16 protein-coding genes and 1 tRNA gene are annotated in these 18,511 nt (G+C 41.4%); 12 read left to right on the forward strand and 5 right to left on the reverse strand.

Features of this window, described 5'->3' with window-relative positions; translation table 11 throughout:
* Positions 1 to 266 precede the first annotated feature (266 nt).
* From LZG74_RS11550 to LZG74_RS26535, 3 genes are all read left to right on the forward strand, one after another.
* Positions 267 to 1,700, forward strand: a complete 1,434-nt coding sequence (locus LZG74_RS11550) for an SIR2 family protein (RefSeq protein WP_233796736.1) — start codon at positions 267 to 269, stop codon at positions 1,698 to 1,700.
* A gap of 2 nt (positions 1,701 to 1,702) precedes the next feature.
* On the forward strand, positions 1,703 to 3,820 hold the full coding sequence (locus LZG74_RS11555) for an ATP-binding protein (RefSeq protein ID WP_233796737.1): 2,118 nt from the start codon (positions 1,703 to 1,705) through the stop codon (positions 3,818 to 3,820).
* Positions 3,821 to 4,780: 960 nt separating this feature from the next.
* Positions 4,781 to 5,005 (forward strand): Arm DNA-binding domain-containing protein, encoded by a 225-nt coding sequence (locus LZG74_RS26535; RefSeq protein ID WP_409014470.1) that lies wholly within the window; start codon positions 4,781 to 4,783, stop codon positions 5,003 to 5,005.
* Positions 5,006 to 5,237: 232 nt separating this feature from the next.
* Here LZG74_RS26535 and LZG74_RS11560 read toward each other — a convergent pair whose 3' ends face one another.
* The 5 genes from LZG74_RS11560 to tilS all read right to left on the reverse strand — a co-directional run bounded on the left by LZG74_RS11560 (position 5,238) and on the right by tilS (position 9,785).
* Positions 5,238 to 6,044 (reverse strand): GIY-YIG nuclease family protein, encoded by an 807-nt coding sequence (locus LZG74_RS11560; protein WP_233796738.1) that lies wholly within the window; start codon positions 6,042 to 6,044, stop codon positions 5,238 to 5,240.
* 210 nt (positions 6,045 to 6,254) lie between these two features.
* Positions 6,255 to 7,478, reverse strand: a complete 1,224-nt coding sequence (locus tag LZG74_RS11565; protein WP_233796739.1) for a site-specific integrase — start codon at positions 7,476 to 7,478, stop codon at positions 6,255 to 6,257.
* A 250-nt stretch (positions 7,479 to 7,728) separates the two neighbouring features.
* Positions 7,729 to 7,813: transfer RNA gene (locus LZG74_RS11570), tRNA-Ser, on the reverse strand.
* 84 nt (positions 7,814 to 7,897) lie between these two features.
* On the reverse strand, positions 7,898 to 8,182 hold the full coding sequence (locus LZG74_RS11575; RefSeq protein WP_233796740.1) for a hypothetical protein: 285 nt from the start codon (positions 8,180 to 8,182) through the stop codon (positions 7,898 to 7,900).
* Between the two features lie 340 nt (positions 8,183 to 8,522).
* Entirely contained in the window at positions 8,523 to 9,785 is a 1,263-nt protein-coding gene (tilS, locus tag LZG74_RS11580) for a tRNA lysidine(34) synthetase TilS (protein ID WP_233796741.1), read from the reverse strand.
* 302 nt (positions 9,786 to 10,087) lie between these two features.
* On the opposite strand from tilS, the gene LZG74_RS11585 reads away from it, so the two are divergent.
* The 9 genes from LZG74_RS11585 (at position 10,088) to LZG74_RS11625 (ending at position 18,470) form a co-directional block, all read left to right on the forward strand.
* Positions 10,088 to 11,578, forward strand: a complete 1,491-nt coding sequence (locus LZG74_RS11585; RefSeq protein WP_233796742.1) for an OstA-like protein — start codon at positions 10,088 to 10,090, stop codon at positions 11,576 to 11,578.
* 179 nt (positions 11,579 to 11,757) lie between these two features.
* Positions 11,758 to 12,372 (forward strand): T9SS type A sorting domain-containing protein, encoded by a 615-nt coding sequence (locus tag LZG74_RS11590; protein ID WP_233796743.1) that lies wholly within the window; start codon positions 11,758 to 11,760, stop codon positions 12,370 to 12,372.
* Positions 12,373 to 12,447: 75 nt separating this feature from the next.
* Positions 12,448 to 13,371 (forward strand): outer membrane protein assembly factor BamD, encoded by a 924-nt coding sequence (locus tag LZG74_RS11595; RefSeq protein WP_233796744.1) that lies wholly within the window; start codon positions 12,448 to 12,450, stop codon positions 13,369 to 13,371.
* A gap of 43 nt (positions 13,372 to 13,414) precedes the next feature.
* Positions 13,415 to 13,726 (forward strand): DNA-directed RNA polymerase subunit omega, encoded by a 312-nt coding sequence (locus LZG74_RS11600; protein WP_026632203.1) that lies wholly within the window; start codon positions 13,415 to 13,417, stop codon positions 13,724 to 13,726.
* Positions 13,727 to 13,868: 142 nt separating this feature from the next.
* Positions 13,869 to 15,077, forward strand: coding sequence for a bifunctional phosphopantothenoylcysteine decarboxylase/phosphopantothenate--cysteine ligase CoaBC (gene coaBC, locus LZG74_RS11605; protein WP_233796745.1), 1,209 nt, complete (start codon positions 13,869 to 13,871; stop codon positions 15,075 to 15,077).
* Positions 15,074 to 15,991 (forward strand): DUF4835 family protein, encoded by a 918-nt coding sequence (locus LZG74_RS11610; protein ID WP_233796746.1) that lies wholly within the window; start codon positions 15,074 to 15,076, stop codon positions 15,989 to 15,991. Before coaBC ends, LZG74_RS11610 begins: the two co-directional genes overlap by 4 nt.
* A 40-nt stretch (positions 15,992 to 16,031) precedes the next feature.
* Entirely contained in the window at positions 16,032 to 16,256 is a 225-nt protein-coding gene (locus LZG74_RS11615; RefSeq protein ID WP_233796747.1) for a hypothetical protein, read from the forward strand.
* A gap of 69 nt (positions 16,257 to 16,325) precedes the next feature.
* The gene (gene recN, locus LZG74_RS11620) at positions 16,326 to 17,987 is read left to right on the forward strand and encodes a DNA repair protein RecN (RefSeq protein ID WP_233796748.1); all 1,662 of its coding nucleotides are present in this window, start codon (positions 16,326 to 16,328) and stop codon (positions 17,985 to 17,987) included.
* 45 nt (positions 17,988 to 18,032) lie between these two features.
* Complete coding sequence (locus tag LZG74_RS11625) at positions 18,033 to 18,470, forward strand: viral A-type inclusion protein (protein ID WP_233796749.1); 438 nt, start codon at positions 18,033 to 18,035, stop codon at positions 18,468 to 18,470.
* The last annotated feature ends 41 nt before the right edge of the window (positions 18,471 to 18,511 follow it).

Raw genomic sequence — 18,511 nt, forward strand, 5'->3', positions numbered from 1 at the left:
GTAAATCCCAACTGATTCCGCACGTTTTAATGATTGGCCAAAAAAACCTGTGTGCTGGGGGATCATTTGGGAGAACAGAACGTGCTATCAGTCCTATCCCCGAAACAGTCACGACTAGCGTTTTTAAGCTCTGTTTTTACATCTAAATTAATGTTATCGTAACGACGTCCGTGTAGCCGCTTTATATCCTAATGTAACACCAGATAGAATTTGCACAGGATAGTTCAAGTAATTCCATTTATATTACCTTTGAGAAACGTGCGAATATGATTGATTTATTTGATCCCTCGAAAAACAAAATATTTATTGGTAGCACTGATAAACTTCCCGAATGGTCTGGTGAGAATGCGAAACCAATAGATAAAATTAAATTATTACTTAAAAATTACCTCGAGCTAGATAACGTAAGTTTTCTTTTTGGGTCCGGTACCTCTATCCATCTAGGAGCCGTAAGTATTCGCAGTTTTCCGATTGAAGTCGAAAAGTATATTCAGACAGCTGATAGCACAGTAGAGCATAAAGGTGTGCATCAGGAATTCTTGACCTCAATTGAGGAACTGCAAGCTCGTTGGCACGCTATTGAAAAAGCTAAGTTGGATGAAGGGGAAACATCATTTGTCGATGAAAACAATTGGGCATATAGGATAGATGGTCACCTTGTTAGAGATGAAAAGTCAAATGAGATCGCTATCGAATTTGAAAAAGTGCTCAACTATCTGCTGGCAAAAGATTATGTTTTTGATGCTAACTCATCTTTGAAAAGGACGGATAGTATCAAAAACTTAATTTTGGTAATAAAAAAAGGGCTTTTTTCTGTTTGTGACGTGGAGAATAGAAACATTCCTGCATGGTTGGTTGAAAAGAAAAATGCTAGTGCATCCGAAATTCATAAGAGACAGGCACTATTGCTAGAAAGGGAAAATAAATACCTTTTTCATGAAAAGTTTCTCAAATCACTTCTTCAAAGACCATTGAATTTAAGGCGTGCAAATATTTTTACACTCAATTACGATCTTGCATTTGAATACGCTTTCGACCGATTGGGAGTACACTACATAGATGGTTTTTCAGGATTTCATAAGAGATTTTTTAAACCTGAAACTTTTGAATATGATATTTTCTACCCAGGTTCAACTACTTCAGGTAAAGTCCAACGAATTGAAAAAGTTGTTCGCTACTTCAAACTCCATGGATCCTTGTCCTGGGTGAATTCGAATAAGATCGATTCCAATAATCTATATGGAATCGAGGAAATGTCGCTTCCAATGATCAATTCTCTCGAAAAGAAAGGTGAGATCATTGTCTATCCAGCGGCAGTGAAAAAGTCTTACACATTGGATCTGCCTTATTCAGAGCTATTTAGACAGTTTTCTGCCACGATAACTCAGTCACAGTCGGTGCTGGTAACCGTGGGTTACGCATTCGCAGATGAGCATTTTAACGATATTATCTTTCAGGCGCTCTCGAATCCAACATTTACGTTAATCATCGTTGATTTCTATGGAACTGAAAATAATCAACATATTGAGAGAATCAAAAATTTGAATGACTCTCGGATCATAATTCTACAAGGCGATTTTTTCGGTGATTTCTTAACGTTAGCTGACACGCTGATGCCGGATTCCAATTCTTTTGATAGCTCAGACAAGGTCGCTGATACGTTGAATGAGTATTTTAATACAAATAAGAAAGATCATTAGCCATGGATGAGAAAAGCATTGGTCGCGTACTTGCTGTTGATAGTTTTCGTGTATCTATTAAGCTAGATGAAGATTTAAAAAGTCTTTATAAGAGTGGATATGAGGATATCTATGAAGTAGCTAGAATTAATTCATATGTTATAATTCCAATAGGCCCAGATAAGATTGTGGCCATGGTAACTAGGGTTCGAGCGATTGATGAGACAGAGTTAGGTAGCGACAAAGAAGCGATTTTCTTAACGAAGTCGGCAAGATATCTAGTTGCAACAATGATTGGTACAATTCGTGACGATGGGAAATATCTACAAGGAGTATATAATTATCCTATATTGGATAACCCAGTATGTTACGTTACTAAAAAAGATTTAGATAACATTTTTGATCAAAAGCCTAAGGATGCAATTGATTTCTCTGAAGACTACTACTTACCGGTTGGCACATCGCCAGCGTTTACTGATTACCGTATTAAAATAAATCCAGATAAGTTCTTCGGCAAGCACGCAGCCATCCTAGGAAACACGGGATCTGGAAAGTCTTGTACGGTTGCTTCTATTTTGCAAAGCTTATTTGATTTTGATTACAATGGTAATAAAATTAAGAATGCACATATAGTCATTTTTGATACAAATGGTGAGTATAAGGCGGCGTTCCAAGGAACCGAAGTCACACCCTATAAAAATCTAGCCTTAGTTAATCCTTATCATATTGATAAAGACGGACTTAAGGTACCATTCTGGTTTATGAATTATTCTGATTTGGATTATTTGTTTGAACCAACGTCTGGTACACAATCACCAATATTAAAACGCGCCGTTTCCCTGGCCAAGGGAAATAAGGTAGCGATTAAACACAACGAAATATCTCCTCAAATTTTAAGCTACATTGATTCACTCGTAAGATTTTGTGATAACATTGATGATTATTGGAAGATTGATAGTTACGATATTGACACAAATGTGAAGCATATTAGGTCTCTGAAAATTGATAATTTTGATCAGTCTCAGATGGCAGATGCTATCGCAAAACTTCAGGCAATTAAGCCAGCTAAGTTTAAAGTGGTTAATCTGAGCGAGTTAACTGCTTCTAAGGAAATTATTCAAACAGAGATTCAAAAGTACCACAGCCTTCAAACTAAATCTAAGAGTGCTGAGGATCAAAATATTGATCTACCAGTCTGGTATGACTTTGAAGATCTCCTGAATTCATGTTTTGATCGTGCCATAGCGGAACAAGAAAGTTCAAGTAACCGAATAAGGGAATTTGTATCTACGTTGCGACTAAGGTTACAATCTTACCTAAATGATGAACGAATTTCCAACCCGTTACTCCTGACGGAGAAATTTGAAATTGATAAAAGCTTAGCAAAGTTTATTGCATTTATTTTAGGGGATTTCTGTAAGGTTTACGAAGAGGATCACGCAGACAAATTTTCTTCCCATTACAAGAAGCAATTAAAAAATAATGGTCATGAAAAGGTTATCCCTGATCTGATCAGTCAACTTACAATAATTGACATGTCTCTTTTGCCTTCCGAGATTCTTGAGACAATCACTGGTCTCGTTGGAAGGCTTATTCTGGAATTCGTTTCAAGGTTTCCTGAAGTTGATCGCGGAAAATTTCCAGTTTGCCTCGTTCTTGAGGAGGCACAGAACTATATACCAGAAAAAAATAGAGGAGATAAAGAGTCTATTGCTAAGAAGGTATTTGAACGGATAGCCAGAGAAGGGAGGAAATACGGTATTTCTCTGCTTATTTCAAGCCAGAGACCATCAGAACTGTCTAAAACGGTTTTATCACAATGCAACTCGTTTATTATTCACCGTCTTCAAAATCCAGAAGACCAAAAGTACGTACGCCAATTGGTATCTGCAGCCAATGAAGACATTTTACAGCAATTGCCAATTTTACCTCAGCAGCATGTAGTTATCATGGGGGATGCAGTCCGTACACCGGTGCAGGCAAGAATAAATACAGCTAACCCACGACCTAATAGTAACAATCCAGAATTTATTAAGAACTGGACAGCTAATAAACCGTCCAATTTCCCTGATTACCATGGGATTGCAGAAGCTTGGGAAAAGGGAAATAAATACGTTAGTACCGATGAAAATGCTGGATAGTTACACTGTATAGAGCATAGAGTTGTTAAAGTCTAATGTCACATTTAGCATAGCAATAATACCTTTTTTGTTGGCTGCAAATGCCCATCATTTGATGAGCTTACCCAAAGTCTTTTTCGATATAGATAGCCGGTGACTGAATTTGATCAGCTGTGAACGGAACAGCCTGTCTGAACAGCGTTGGGTTTTAGTGAAGTTTCATACGATGTTTCATTTGGCGGTTGTGCTGAGAACCTTATTGACGCCAGGAAGCTTATAATTAGCGTTAGGGTTTAACGTTTTATAGAGTGCATCCGTTAAGGGTGTTTCTTTCAAATCATCCAATAGGGCTCCCAGCAGCGCTCGGGTTGCAGGTGGATATTTGAGGGCCAGGCTGACAAGCGTGGTTTTTTTCTCTTTTAACAATTCTTTCAGGATAACTAGCTGAGAGTGGAGGCTTTCAATAACGCCTGCGAAACGGAATTTATCTTACTGGATAAATCGGCTATCTTTTTACTTTTGCCGGCCTTTTCAGATTGTAGACGAGCGATTTCGTCATTTTTTGTTGGATGTTATTGGCATATGTATCAGTAATGACATCTCCTTTATCCGAAACTTTATATTGAACTTGCAATTACGAGGTGGTAAGGTCAACTAGATTTTCCACCAGTCAGCCACCTGTCCTGGGGGACAATTTGGGGGACAAAGAGAGAAAGGTGTATTGTAGACTGTTAAGATTTTAATGAAATAAAGTCAGAGTTGGCATCCTGCTCGAGGAGCCATTCTTTTCTTTTACTGATATTGTTTGTTCTTAATTTTCTTAGAAAAACCCAGGTTTTTCAAGCATTTCGCTGTATTCTTGGATTTCCCAAACACAATCAAGACCACTCTGCATTAACAGGCTTTGGGGGACAAAATATATATGACATAACGTTTTGTCCCCCAAATTTTTAACAGTATATAGAATGGGAGGTATGCAACATGTCTTTGACAGATACACAATGCAAGGCTGCACAGCCAAAGGGAAAGATTTATAAGCTATCAGATTCTGACGGATTATATCTTGAAGTGGTGCCCAAAGGTGGGAAATATTGGCGGCTTAAATATAGGTTACACGGCAAGGAAAAGCGCATCAGCATCGATGTGTATCCTCGTGTTCTCTGCTTACAGCGAGGAAGGAAAAGGAACTTATTAGAGATCAGCTGACCTGCGGTATTGATCCACTTATCCAGAAATCATAGCCTGTTCGTCCGAAATCCACTTTTGTTTATCTTGTGAATTACTTTGTTTTAAGCGAGCAACTACTTCCTCAACTAAATTGTAAAAGGCTGCTTCTGCTGGGCAGATGACTTGCATATATGCGTTGTTATTTCTCGTACTTAAGTACTAGTTACTAATAGAAAATTTAATAACGACAACTAACTCGCCTGAAATAAGCCTAGTTAGAATTATACCCATGCTCTCTTGTTAACATCGCTTCTTTCCAAAAACTTTCACGCTTACGGATGAGGTTATCGTCTGTCTTGAATGGCCAGCATTCAATTAATGTTAATCGAAAATTCTCGCGAGCGTAGGAAGTGGTTACATCGCCAAGTGTGATTAGTTCCTTATTCCACCCATGTCCAGTATCAATGTAGCTGCCCCACCGTGCCCATATACCTGTATCACCTGAAGCAGATCCCACATAAATTTTACCGTTCTTTTTGTCTGCAATCAGATAAATCCCTTTGACATTTGCTAATGCGGTCTGCCAATCGACTCTTCCGTTTTGATATATTATTTCAAGCATTGTGAAGTCAATACTCACATTCTCATAGCCACAAAATGACTCTCCGTTATAAGTATTCTTAAGAATTTCGGAGACGGTTAAGCGATTATATACAGTTTCGAGATTAAAGGATCTTGTACGAGGAAGCTGACCCGTTAGCTTCAACCTCCCTATCAGCTCCTGTCCATGTTCTATTTTTTCCACTTCATAGCTGTGGGTATTCTTCTCTGGGGATCTGCTTACAATTCGATACAATCCCCCAAATAACCAAGTGTCCTGTTCTGGATAAAACTTGATCAAGGACAGAATCAGGTCACGTGTAAATTCATTCCGATATCCCTGCCAGCTGTTCCACTGATCCCATTCGATTCTATTCCTTAAAAAAACATCCAATGGTTCATGTGAGCCATTATATCGGGCTGCATGTAATTTATAATGACGAAGATCGGAAAGGTTCAACAGGGAAGTAAGATTCATGGGAAGCACTTTTGTTATATCAATGGCCTCAAATTACAACATTCGAACGGTTTTAATAGCGATCATTAGTTGTATCTATGTTGTACCAACGAAAAAGAGGTTATACAATTCATTGTATAACCTCTTGATAATCAGTACCGGGGACGGGAATCGAACCCGTACGAGCGTTTCGGCTCACAGGATTTTAAGTCCTGCGTGTCGAAGCTAGCTTCATTGCTTAGATAATATAACTTTTAACTTTGCCATGTCATCACTGATTTTTTTGTCAACAATCTTTGCATATTGCTGGGTAGTCTTAATATTTCGATGCCCCAGCATCTTAGAAACACTCTCAATCGGCACCCCGTTTGTCAAAGTCACAGTCGTTGCGAAAGTATGCCGAGCCAAGTGAAACGTAATATTCTTGTTTATCCCACACAAATCCGCAATCTCCTTCAGGTAGGCGTTCATCTTCTGATTAGAAAGCACCGGCAGCACCCGATTCTCATTTTCGCATTGCGGATGATCTTCGTACTTCTCCATAATTTCCATAGCCATTGGCAGAATAGGTATGCGAGATGGAGTGTCAGTCTTTTGGCGCTTAGTTGTTATCCACTTTCCTCCATCTATCCCTTCCGCAACCTCAGTCCGCTTCAATTTATAAATATCTGCGTAAGCAAGGCCGGTGTAGCAGCAGAAAAGGAAAATATCCTTGACAAGAGCTAGGCGGCCATCGCCCAAATCTTTCTCCCAAACTTTCTTCAACTCCGTTTCAGTCAATGCTTGCCGATCAACCTCTCGCTTAGAAAATTTGAATGCATAGAATGGATCGCGCTGAAGCCATCCCCGTTTTACACAGAGAAGTACAATCTTCTTGAAGTTGGCTAAGTACTTCATCGTAGTGTTATGATTGATCTTCTTGACCGCTTTAAGCCAGAATTCATACTGCGATATGAATTCGTAGTCTAGTTTCTTGATTTCAAAATCGTCTGCCTGGTACTTCCATTTGATGAAGTCGCGGGTATGTTTCATGCATGTCTCATATCGCTCTAAAGTGCCTGGCGCAAAATCGGCTCCGACTAAGGCAGCGATTTGATCATTGTGCTCACGAAAGATAGGCAGGATAGTTTTTCCGCTTTCGGTTCTGCCGAGAAGAATATTCTTGATAGCTTCCGAGGTGACCTCTTTGTTTGCCTCAATTAATGATCGCTTTGCCTCATAAATCTTCGAAGTCAACGTATCAAGGTACGCATTCAATGTTTTAGTGTCCTCCTTGTTCCCGGTCGCCCGCCCAGCACCCACACTCCATTTAGATGGATGCCAGATACGTTTGGTAGAGATGTCCTTTGGAATACCGTTAACAGTGACTCGGCAGTATACATAGCGCATTCCGTCTGCTAATTCTGGATTGGGTCTTTTCAAAAAGAAAATCAACCCGAAGCTTGTTTCTAACATAGTACATAATGTTTAAGATGAACAAAAATCGAATTGTTACCATTGAAACGCAAGATGTTTACGGGGTGAACATCTTGCTAACCAGTTAGTTAAGTGCCTGATCGTGGAAGTTTTTTTGGGATTATGTTACTTCCACGAATCGCTACATTTTTATCGGGATTTTTTGAATATTTTGGTATAACCCAAAAACGCAAAAACCCCGTTTAAAGCGTTTAAACGGGGTTTTTGAATGTTTTGACATCATGTCCTGCAGAGAGAGAGGGATTCGAACCCCCGGACCTGTTACAGTCAACGGTTTTCAAGACCGTCGCAATCGACCACTCTGCCATCTCTCTAAATACTTCGCCGTGTGCGAAACGTGGTGCAAAGGTAAAAACAAATTCTTTCTGCGCAATAGCTCATGTTAAAAAAAATAAAGCCTATGCAAAATATAAAATCTCACACGCACCTTCGATAGATAATCCCGAGTTCTCGTCATCATAGTTAGCTTCATAACTAATTATAATTTTGTCTCTTATCCGGACATTGACCTTTGTGTGGAATTGAACTGCTACAAAGTTGTAATGCTCGTCATCCAATAAATATTCGATGATAGCTGTACCGCCTAAGCTCATCCACACATCAAATTCATCGGTTGCTTTGCAACCAACATTGAACGTTGAAATTAATTGGTCATATTTAGCTTGCAAGGGGTCATAATTCAATATACCGTTATAGTCTCTGACAATGTTTCTTTCAAAGGTTTCAAAGTAATAACCGCAATTGATTCCGCGGACCCTTCCAATACCGACAAATTTAAAAACTCCCAGTCAATGTTGGTGCTAAGCCATTGCTCGTCAAGAAAATTTAGGTGGTTTGCGTGAACCCCATTGAATTGATTCAGAGATCGAAAATATCTTACATCCAGTCCAAGATGTCCAGTCTTGTTTTGCAGACAAGCATGAAGATTAGTGCCTTCTCTATCCCCAAAGTCGTGACATTAGCTGATATAAAACACACTGTGTCTCCTGGATATTTTTGCTAAGTCAAGAACAGAGAGCTATTCTAGCACACTGCTACCTGCAAGATATGCGCTGTACGTCCATGAACCTTGTACCGCTCGTCTAACCTCACTCCTACCACCCAAATAACTTCCCCATTGCCATTCAAAAGTACCAGTACCTGTTCCTTTGCAAATCTATCCATCTTCAAATCGATGAAAAGATCACTTAACTTTTTTCGCGCGCCATTCATGCCCAGTGGTCGGAACGAATCTCCTACTTTCCATTTTCTGATTTTTAAAGGAAAAGCTAGTTTGTCATAATTGATGGAAACTATGCTTTTATTACCAGGAAGCTCATCGTTTGAATTGCGGCTCTTCTTGTATAGCGAGATCCATCGTCCGGCAAAATTAACTTCAGATTGACTTTCTTCTATTTTGATCTCGTCATCAGACGTTGCAATAACCCGATTTTTAAGGATTAGATCTTTTCGATCTATCAGCAATGTATAGGATGCGGATTCGAACAGTTTTCCCGACATCCCATTCAATCCCTCAACAATTTTCTCTACTTGCGCATAAACAAAGCCATATTCCTGCAAAATATGCCATAGCCTATACCCCGGCTCGCTCTCCAAAACAATGTTGTCCTTGCTAATCTTCACCTGCTCCCCCTCCTTCACAACAACCCCTTTCGCCCATTCGTCCAGCATTTCTTTCAGCAACCGATCTGCACTTGACAGTTTTGCGGAGGAGTGAATGAACGTAGCTTCCAATGACGGATTTAGCTGCTGCAAAATGGGAACAACCTTATGTCTGATCAGATTTCTTTTGTAGTCATCCGAAGCGTTCGAGCGGTCCTCTCTCCATGTTAGCGCGTTCTCTTGTGCGTAGGTCAGAATTTGCTCTTTGGTGGCCAGGAGCAATGGGCGGATGAGATGATTGTTGATGCCTGAAATGCCGTGTAGGCCCGATAATCCTGTTCCGCGGGTGAGATTTAAAAGGGTGGTTTCAAGTGAATCATTTGCGTGGTGGGCGGTGGCAATGTATGTGTAGCCGTTGGTGGTTCTTAGCATTTCAAACCATTCGTAACGCAGGTCGCGCGCTGCCATCTGCGTGGAAATGCCCTTTTCCTTTGCAAAGGACTTCACATCAAAATGTTTGGCAAAAAATGGAAAACCGTATGCTTGGGCAAGCTGCTGAACAAACTCTTCGTCTCCATCGGACTCTTCGCCTCTTAACCCGAAGTTACAATGTGCGATGCCGACGGAGAAACCGGCTTTGTGAAACAGATGAAGCAATACAACGGAGTCTACTCCCCCACTCACAGTCAATAAGCAGGGCTGTTTTTCGAGATCCAGCTTGTGTTGGTTAATAAAAGTTAAAAAAGCATCCAACATGAACCTAAGAAACGTAATTGATGTAGTTTTGGCGTATATAAGACATGAATAGTCTTTTACCAGACTCCCCAGAAGGCACTGATTTCAAAGGTAAAAGAAAGAATGGCAACATGAATAAAAAAAAATACATCGCGAACTGCAACCCTTTTAAACTTTTGCGCGTCATCAATATCAAAGGTAATATGTTTCGTTTGACGTTCTTTGTTTTGATGTTTTTTTCACATTACCTGTTGGCCCAGAGAGCTTTACCAAAACCTCAGCCAGTTCAGAGTGAGGATCTTGTTGAAATTATAAAGTCCGACGAGCTGGAAATTGTGAATGAAAACGGAGTTGATTCCCGCCGGGTCAAAAATGGCGTTTTTAAGCACAAAGGAGCATTCTTGCACAGCAATCTCGCGATCCAGAATATCAATACGAATGTGATCGAAGCTTTCGGGAATGTTAAGATCGTACAGGGTGATACGGTTACAGTGACAGGCGATACGCTTTACTATTTCGGAAACACGCGACTCGCTATTGTAAGTGGTAAAAAGACGGTTTTGAAAGATAGCAAACGCACCCTAACGACCCGCAAAATCGAATACGATATGGCCAATGGCATTGCCAATTATAAAACGCCTGGCCGGACTGTCGATGAGGAAAATGTGCTGACGAGTAAAGAGGGTTTTTATAATACGCGAACAAAGGAGTTCACTTATTATAAAAGCGTAAAACTGGTCAATAAAAAGTATGTGCTTACGACGGATACATTGCTGTATAACTCGTTGACGAAGTGGTCGGATTTTAATGGTGCTACTAAAATCACGAATAAAGACGGCACGGTAAACGGAACCAGGGGTCGCTATAATACGGAGTCTGCCGAGTCCTCATTTCAGAAGCGGACGATGGTAGACAATGAAACGTATACACTCACCGCTGACTCGCTGGAAGTGGACGGTAAAACCAATAATGGTCGCGGAAAAGGCAATGTAGTGATCGTCGCCAAAAAGGATAAAACGGTTTTGAATGGTGACGAAGGATATTACTGGAAAAAAGAGGGTTATTCCAAAATTTTCGGTCATGCATATGTCAGAAATGTAGTTTCCGACGACACTCTTTACATTCGTGCGGATACACTGTATTCATATGAAAATCAGAGGGATAGCACAAGGAAGCTGATCGGAAATAAAAACGTTTTTATATATAAAAGCGATTTCCAGGGCAAATGCGATTCGATCACTTACAATACAGCCGATTCGATTATCCGATTTTTCCGAAAACCGATTTTATGGAGTGATCAGCATTATCAAATGGAGGCCGATTCGATTACTGCTTTTTTAGTCAATAATGAGATCAACCGGATGCTGCTGAAAGGCAAATCTTTTGTGATTACGGAGGATACCTTAGTCAAGCAGTTTAACCAGGTGAAAGGACGCACGATCAATGCTTTTTTTGAAAGCGGGAACAAATTAAAACAGGTTCTGGTGGATGGAAACGGCGAAAGTGCCTACTATGCGGTGGATGATGAGCAAAAAAGCATCGGCTTGAACCGGGTTGAATGTGGAAAAATGAATCTGCTTTTCACTGACAATCGTGTACATAAAATCTCATTTGTGGGGAAACCGGACGGCAGGCTCATTCCACCCTCGAAAATAAAGGCTCCGGAACGACAGTTGGACGGGTTCAATTGGCGAATTTCAGAGAAACCAACCAAGAATAAGACGATTTGGAAAGAGTTGTAAAAAATATATCAGGACAAGCTTCATTTTATTTAAGCAGGCATGATTTTTTAGATTCCAAAATAAAGATGTCCATTCACACAATATATTTTGAATATACAATTGTTTCTCTATATTTTTGTAATGTACTTTTTTACTAAAATATTATAAAATATTAGTCAAAAGTATTCCAAGATGACGCTATGAAAAGAAATATACTTTACTTAATAATAACACTAACGTTGGCCTTACAGGGTTTAAACGCACAATCCGTCTCGAACGGCAGCCGTTTGAACATGGTCAACAAAAAGAAGCCTGCTGCCAGCGACAACATAAAATTTTCAGGTTTGGCAACGGGTTCAAGTTACAAATTACTGTCTTTGCAAAATCCAAAAGCGCTAAACAGTTTCTATCGTTCATTCTTGTTTGCATCTCCCAATGCTTCTGAAAGCACAGGCATCGCTACCGCTGAAATCGTGGAGAGATCTTCAAACAGAAGACAACCTGAGATGGAAGCACAGTTGAAAGTGGAAGAGCAACTGTATGCCAACGATAAGATTTCAGTATCAAACATTTATCCCAATCCAGCCAGCGAATATGCAGATCTTGACTATAACATCACTGCCAACATTCGTGATGCGAAACTGATTATCTACAACGTGCTTGGTTCTCAAATGGCTGAGCTGCCCCTAAACAGAAATGACAGAAAGCTGCGTGTCAATACGAAAGATATGCCGACAGGGCTTTATTTCTATCAATTGTCACTAGACGGTCAAAAAGTAGCCACTAAAAAAATGCTTGTACGCCATCAGCAATAGGCTAATTTTTAACACTATATCAGCTACGCATTCGTTATGAATGATGTAGCTTTTTTTATTACCTTTGCACCTAATATGCGAAAAAACAGTCCAGCAAGCTATTTCTTGCTTTTTATTGCGGTCCTTGTAATTACTTCTTGCAGTAAGTTCTCGAAGTTACAAAAGACTGGTACGGATCAGCAAAAGTATGATGCCGCGATGTCTTATTACAAAAAGGGGGATTTTTACCGTTCCGGCCTACTTTTTGAAGAACTCATTCCATTGTTAAAAGGAAGTACAGAATCCGAGTTGGCGCAGTTTTACTATGCGTATACCCAGTACCAGCAGGGACAGTACAATACGAGTCAGTTTTTGTTCAAAAAGTTCTTTGATACCTACGCACGAAGCGATTACGCACAGGAAGCATTGTATATGCATGCTTTTTCCCTGTATAAGGATTCGTCGCCGTACAACCTAGACCAGACCAGTACATTTACCGCGATTTCGGCCATGCAGGATTTTATCAATGCATATCCTGAAAGCCCTTTCCGCGAAGAATGTACGCGTTATATTTTGGAGCTGCGCGCAAAGCTTGAACGCAAAGCATATGAAAGAGCCCGCTTATATCACAAGATCAGCGATTTCAATGCAATGTCGATGAAGTCTGCCGTAATATCGATTGAGAACTTCCGTAAGGATTTTCCAGATTCGAAATACAATGAGGAACTTGCGTTTTTGAAGGTGGAATCACAGTACAATCTTGCCACCAACAGTTTTAGTTCGAAGCAAAAGGAACGTTATCAGGATGTCTTGAAGTTTTATCAGGAGCTGATCGATAAATATCCGACAGGAAAATATAACCGTGATGCGGAAAGAATGTTTGACGAAAGCCAAAAGCAAATCGATGTGATTGCAAAAGCCGAAGTGGAACGTCAGAAACAACTTGAAACGCAGCCCGATCCAGCCAACAAGCCGACCAAAGTAACAACGCCGGCCATTACAGAACCGAAAGGACAGTAGTTCTTTCATTTAGATTTTAATTTTAACTAATATCACCATAAGTATGGCAACCAATCCATCAATCATTACCCGGGATACCGATAAGATCGCAGACGTAACTGGTAACCTATACGAATCAGTTTCTGTAATCTCCAAAAGAGCCCGTCAGATTTCGAGCAAGATGAAGGAAGAGCTTAACAATAAGCTTGCTGAATTTGCTTCTGGCGTAGACAACCTGGAAGAAGTGTTTGAAAACAGGGAGCAAATTGAAATTTCCAAGTTTTACGAGCGTATGCCAAAAGCAGGAAGCATTTCAATAGATGAATTCATCGAAGGAAAAACTTATCACGCTTACCGCGATACAACGGAAGAATAAAAATTGATTTCATTCAAAAGCCAGCCGCAAAAATTGTTTTGCGGCTGGCTTTTCATTTACAGGCTTTAAATGTTACACTTATCTCTGTAACTTTATGCCTGACAGGAGTCCTTCCGAATTGACCACCCAAAGCGATTGAAGTTTGAATCTTAAAGGTAAAAAGATACTCGTTGCCGTCTCAGGCAGCATTGCCGCATATAAATCTGCCCTTCTTGTCAGGCTCTTGGTAAAAGCCGGATCTGATGTTCAAGTGGTTATGACAGAGTCGGCAAAGGAATTTATTACCCCGCTTACCTTATCCGTTTTATCTAAAAAACCTGTATTAAGCGTATTTACGGACCGCCAGGACGGAACATGGAACAACCACGTGGAGCTCGGACTCTGGGCGGATGCGATCATCGTTGCTCCTGCGACGGCGCGGACGCTTGCAAAATGCGCCACCGGCAACTGCGATGATCTGTTAACGGCCGTTTATTTGTCAGCACGCTGTCCTGTTTTCTTTGCGGCCGCCATGGACGTGGATATGTATCAGCATCCGTCCACGAAGCATAACATTGATACATTACTTCGCTTTGGAAATCACTTCATCGAGCCCGAACACGGTGAGTTGGCCAGTGGTTTGATTGGGGACGGTCGTCTTGCCGAGCCGGAGGCAATCATAAAAGTTTTGGGCAGCTTTTTAGCAAGAAAACCCATCGCTTCCGGAAAGCGCGTGCTAATTACTGCCGGTCCCACCGTAGAGGCGATTGATCCGGTTCGCTACATCAGCAACCGCTCGTCGGGGAAAATGGGCTATGCAATTGCAGCAGCCTTTGCATCCGCAGGAGCACAAGTTACACTTGTGAGCGGGCCTACCAGCCTGCCGGTGCCCGAACCGACGGTGAAGCGCGTCAATGTACAGAGCGCAAATGAAATGTATAACGCCACTGCCCAACATTTTGAAGAAAGCGACGTGGTCATATTTGCTGCTGCCGTTGCTGACTACACGACAAAGGTTATAGCCGAGCATAAGATCAAAAAGCAAGGCCAGGAAATGACCCTGGATCTGGTCAAAACGCAGGATATTGCAGGGACATTGGGGAAAACCAAAAAGGAAAACCAGTTGCTGATCGGGTTTGCATTGGAGACAGAGAATGAAATGGAGTATGCAATGGACAAGTTACTGCGCAAAAACTTTGACTTCATCATTCTGAATTCACTGAATGATCCGGGCGCTGGCTTTGCACACGATACCAACAAAATAACCGTTATTGACAAAGGGAAAAATGTGAAACATTTCGATCTTAAAAATAAAGATGAAGTGGCACAGGACATTCTGAACATTGTCTTAAATAAATGGAGTGAAGCATGAAAAATATTTGGGTTTGGTTGCTCTTACTGGTCGCCTGCACGCATTCTGCACAATCGCTGGCGCAGGAGTTCCAGTTCTCGGTGAATCTTAATTACGAGCAGCTGGTAGCACAGCAAAAGACTGATCCACAGTCTATGGCGCAGCTTCAAACTTATATGAATGATTTTTTGAATAATACACGCTGGACCAATGATGAGTTTGGCAAAGAGGAAAAAATCAAATGCAAGCTCAATGTAAACCTGACGCGCTCACTCAATCAGGGCGCCTATGAAGGGAATGCACAACTGGTTGTATCAAGGCCTGTTTACAATTCAAATTACGAGACAGTTCTTTTTACTTATGTTGATAAAAATTTCACCTTCAATTACTTACCCAACACGCCCCTTTATTTTAACGAAAATAACTACACCGAAGAGCTTCCCTACATTCTGGCCTTTTACGCGAATGTAGCGTTGATATTTGACTATGATTCTTTCAGCAAGCTCGGCGGGGCGCCTTATGTCCAGAAGGCTTTTAACCTTGTCAATCAGGCTCGTAACTCCTCCCCTAATAAACGCGGCTGGGATTCGAATGGTGACTCGCGGAATCGTTACTGGCTTGTTGAAAACCTGATGAGCCAGCAATTTACGCCGTTCCGGGAAGGCATGTATAAATATTACCGGCTTGGGCTTGACGTTGCCACTCAGAATCCGGCGGAGACCCGCGCAAAAGTGCTGGAAGTGCTCAATACGGCCAAGGAAGTCAACCAGTTAAGGCCTGCCAGTGTGGTGATTAACTCTTTTTTCGATTCAAAATCCGATGAGCTTTACCGGATCCTGATAGAGGCGCAGCCCGAGGAACGTGCGAAAGCATATACGCTTCTGGTGGGGCTGGATCCTAGCAAAACGCAATTATATCAACGTCTCTCCTTATAAACCATCGCACTTCCCCTTCAATTCGTTTCTGTGATTTCTTATGAGTAAAAGATTGATACGCATCTCTTCCAAAAACATTTTTGCTTCACTCGAAAAGTTGCTTAAAATAGAAATCAACGCAGTTTTGAATAATGGGAACACGCATTTTGGCGAACTTGAATCCTTTACAAACGAAAGTTTGCTGATCCGGGACTCGCGTAATCACACGCATCTCATTCCATTGCCATCGCTTTATGAGATCGTTTATGATGCCAACTCGAAATGAGCCGGCGAAACCGGGCTGCGAATGGTTATATTTCCTAATTGTTGATCTGATAACTATATTCGTATAGATATGCTTTCGAATTTACTTATAAAAAATTACGCGCTCATTAAGCAGCTGGAAATGTCGCCAGATCCCGGACTCAACATTATTACGGGTGAGACGGGGGCTGGAAAGTCGATCATGCTGGGCGCAATAGGCTTACTTCTGGGCAATCGGGCTGATGTGAAGTCACTTTACGATTCCAGCGAAAAATGTGTGATAGAAGGCAGTTTTAATCTTTCCGGCTATGACCTCGCCCCCAATTTTGAAGATGAAAATGTCGATTATTCCGATGAATGCATCATCCGCCGTGAAATTTCAGTGGCTGGCAAATCGCGGGCATTTGTAAATGATACGCCCGTCAATCTGGAATCGTTGAAGCGGATCGGCAGCCAGCTGCTTGACATTCACTCGCAGCACGATTCGGTGATGCTGGGCAACAATGAATTTCAGCTGCGCGTAGTGGATTCATTTGCCGATAACGCACAACTCCTTAAAGCATACCAGCAGGATTTTTCGGCATACAAGGAAGCAACACGGGCTTTTGAAACGCTGCAACAGGAGGCGGGTAAGCTCCGGAAGGAGTTCGATTACGACCAATTTCTCTTTCAGGAATTAAACAACGCCAAGCTGGTTTCTGACGAACAGGAGAAGCTGGAAGTTGAATTAAACATTCTTGAAAATGCAGTAGAGATCCGCGAAAAACTGCAACTCGCTTACACATTACTAGATAACCCCGATAATTCCATCCTTGAACTGCTGAAAAATGCGGCTAATGCAATAGGTCAGGCCGCCAGGCTTGTTCCTGTGTATGACGCCATCCGTGAGCGCGTGCAAAGCACATTGATAGAACTGCGCGATATAGCTGACGAGATCGACCAGGCAAACAGCTCAGTAGACATCGATCAGGGACGTGCCGAACTGGTTCAGGAGCGCTTGGACCTGATATATACATTGCTCAAAAAACATCAGGTAACCACGGTTGAGCAGTTGCTTCAAATTGAAGAAGAATTGCAGCGTAAGCTCAGCATTGTTCTGAACCTGGATGATGAGCTGCTTAAAGCGGAAAAAGCTGCGGTTCAGGCAAAAGAGGCGATGCTCAAAAGCGCCAAAATCCTTTCAGAAAAGCGGCGAAAAGTTACCAAAGCAATCGAAACTCTGATTTTGGAAAGACTTTCGGAACTGGGAATCCCAAACGCAAGTTTATCTATACAGGTAACAGAAACATTGCCGACAGCTAATGGCCTGGATTCGGTGGCGTTTCTTTTCAGCGGCAACAAAGGTGTTGTCCCGCAAGAATTGAAGCAAGTTGCTTCGGGCGGCGAGTTTTCCAGATTAATGATGGTCATCAAATACATTCTTGCAGATAAACGAATGCTTCCTACGATCATTTTTGATGAGATCGATACGGGCGTTTCGGGTGAAATTGCAAGAAAAATGGGCAAGATGATGCAAAATATGGCGCTTAACCATCAGATTATTGCCATTACACACTTACATCAGATTGCCAGCAGCGGCAATGCACATTACTTTGTTTACAAGGATCATTCTTCGGAAAAAACCGTCAGTAAAATAAAGAAACTTACCGTAGACGAGCGTGTGCAGGAAATTGCGCAAATGATCGGAGGACATAATCCTTCGGATTCTGTGCTGGTCAATGCACGCGAAATGATTCTCAAAGAACAAAATTAGGCCCAACAGCATTTTCAAATACAATAGATTTAACCTCCCAAACTCATGAAATACCCGATACTATCCGTGTTTGTTCTGGCCCTTTTGTCAGGATGCGGCAAAGAAGGCAAACAAGATAAGGCCTCCGAGCTGGAAGCAGAAGTGATGACGATTCACGACGAAGTGATGCCGCAAATGGACCAGATCATGACATTGAAATCAAAGTTATCCAAGAAAATACAGCATATGGATAGCTTGCAAAACGAAGGCATCAGCAGCAATACCATCGCCGAAGAACGCATGAAAGCTGTGGATCTGAATCAAAAACTAAATGAATCGGATAAGCTTATGATGAGCTGGATGCATGCTTACCGAGGTGATTCTGCCAAGAAATTAAAGCCTGAAAGTGCAATCCATTATTTCGAGAGCGAAAAGGAAAAGATTCTGCAAGTAAAACAGGTAACATTAAAGTCCATTCAGGAAGCGCAAACATTTTTGGAGTAACAGGTTATGAAACAAGCAAATAAGACCATTCATATATATAC

This window comes from Dyadobacter sp. CY327, from assembly GCF_021390415.1.
In the GTDB taxonomy this organism is placed as follows: domain Bacteria; phylum Bacteroidota; class Bacteroidia; order Cytophagales; family Spirosomataceae; genus Dyadobacter; species Dyadobacter chenhuakuii.

Excerpts from the sequence above, each read along its gene's own strand:
- LZG74_RS11550 (WP_233796736.1), top strand. The coding sequence starts at position 267 with ATGATTGATTTATTTGATCCCTCGAAAAACAAAATATTTATTGGTAGC.
- LZG74_RS11555 (WP_233796737.1), top strand. The coding sequence starts at position 1,703 with ATGGATGAGAAAAGCATTGGTCGCGTACTTGCTGTTGATAGTTTTCGT.
- LZG74_RS26535 (WP_409014470.1), top strand. The coding sequence starts at position 4,781 with ATGTCTTTGACAGATACACAATGCAAGGCTGCACAGCCAAAGGGAAAG.
- LZG74_RS11560 (WP_233796738.1), bottom strand. The coding sequence starts at position 6,044 with ATGAATCTTACTTCCCTGTTGAACCTTTCCGATCTTCGTCATTATAAA.
- LZG74_RS11565 (WP_233796739.1), bottom strand. The coding sequence starts at position 7,478 with ATGTTAGAAACAAGCTTCGGGTTGATTTTCTTTTTGAAAAGACCCAAT.
- LZG74_RS11590 (WP_233796743.1), top strand. The coding sequence starts at position 11,758 with ATGAAAAGAAATATACTTTACTTAATAATAACACTAACGTTGGCCTTA.
- LZG74_RS11595 (WP_233796744.1), top strand. The coding sequence starts at position 12,448 with ATGCGAAAAAACAGTCCAGCAAGCTATTTCTTGCTTTTTATTGCGGTC.
- LZG74_RS11600 (WP_026632203.1), top strand. The coding sequence starts at position 13,415 with ATGGCAACCAATCCATCAATCATTACCCGGGATACCGATAAGATCGCA.
- LZG74_RS11610 (WP_233796746.1), top strand. The coding sequence starts at position 15,074 with ATGAAAAATATTTGGGTTTGGTTGCTCTTACTGGTCGCCTGCACGCAT.
- LZG74_RS11615 (WP_233796747.1), top strand. The coding sequence starts at position 16,032 with ATGAGTAAAAGATTGATACGCATCTCTTCCAAAAACATTTTTGCTTCA.
- recN (WP_233796748.1), top strand. The coding sequence starts at position 16,326 with ATGCTTTCGAATTTACTTATAAAAAATTACGCGCTCATTAAGCAGCTG.
- LZG74_RS11625 (WP_233796749.1), top strand. The coding sequence starts at position 18,033 with ATGAAATACCCGATACTATCCGTGTTTGTTCTGGCCCTTTTGTCAGGA.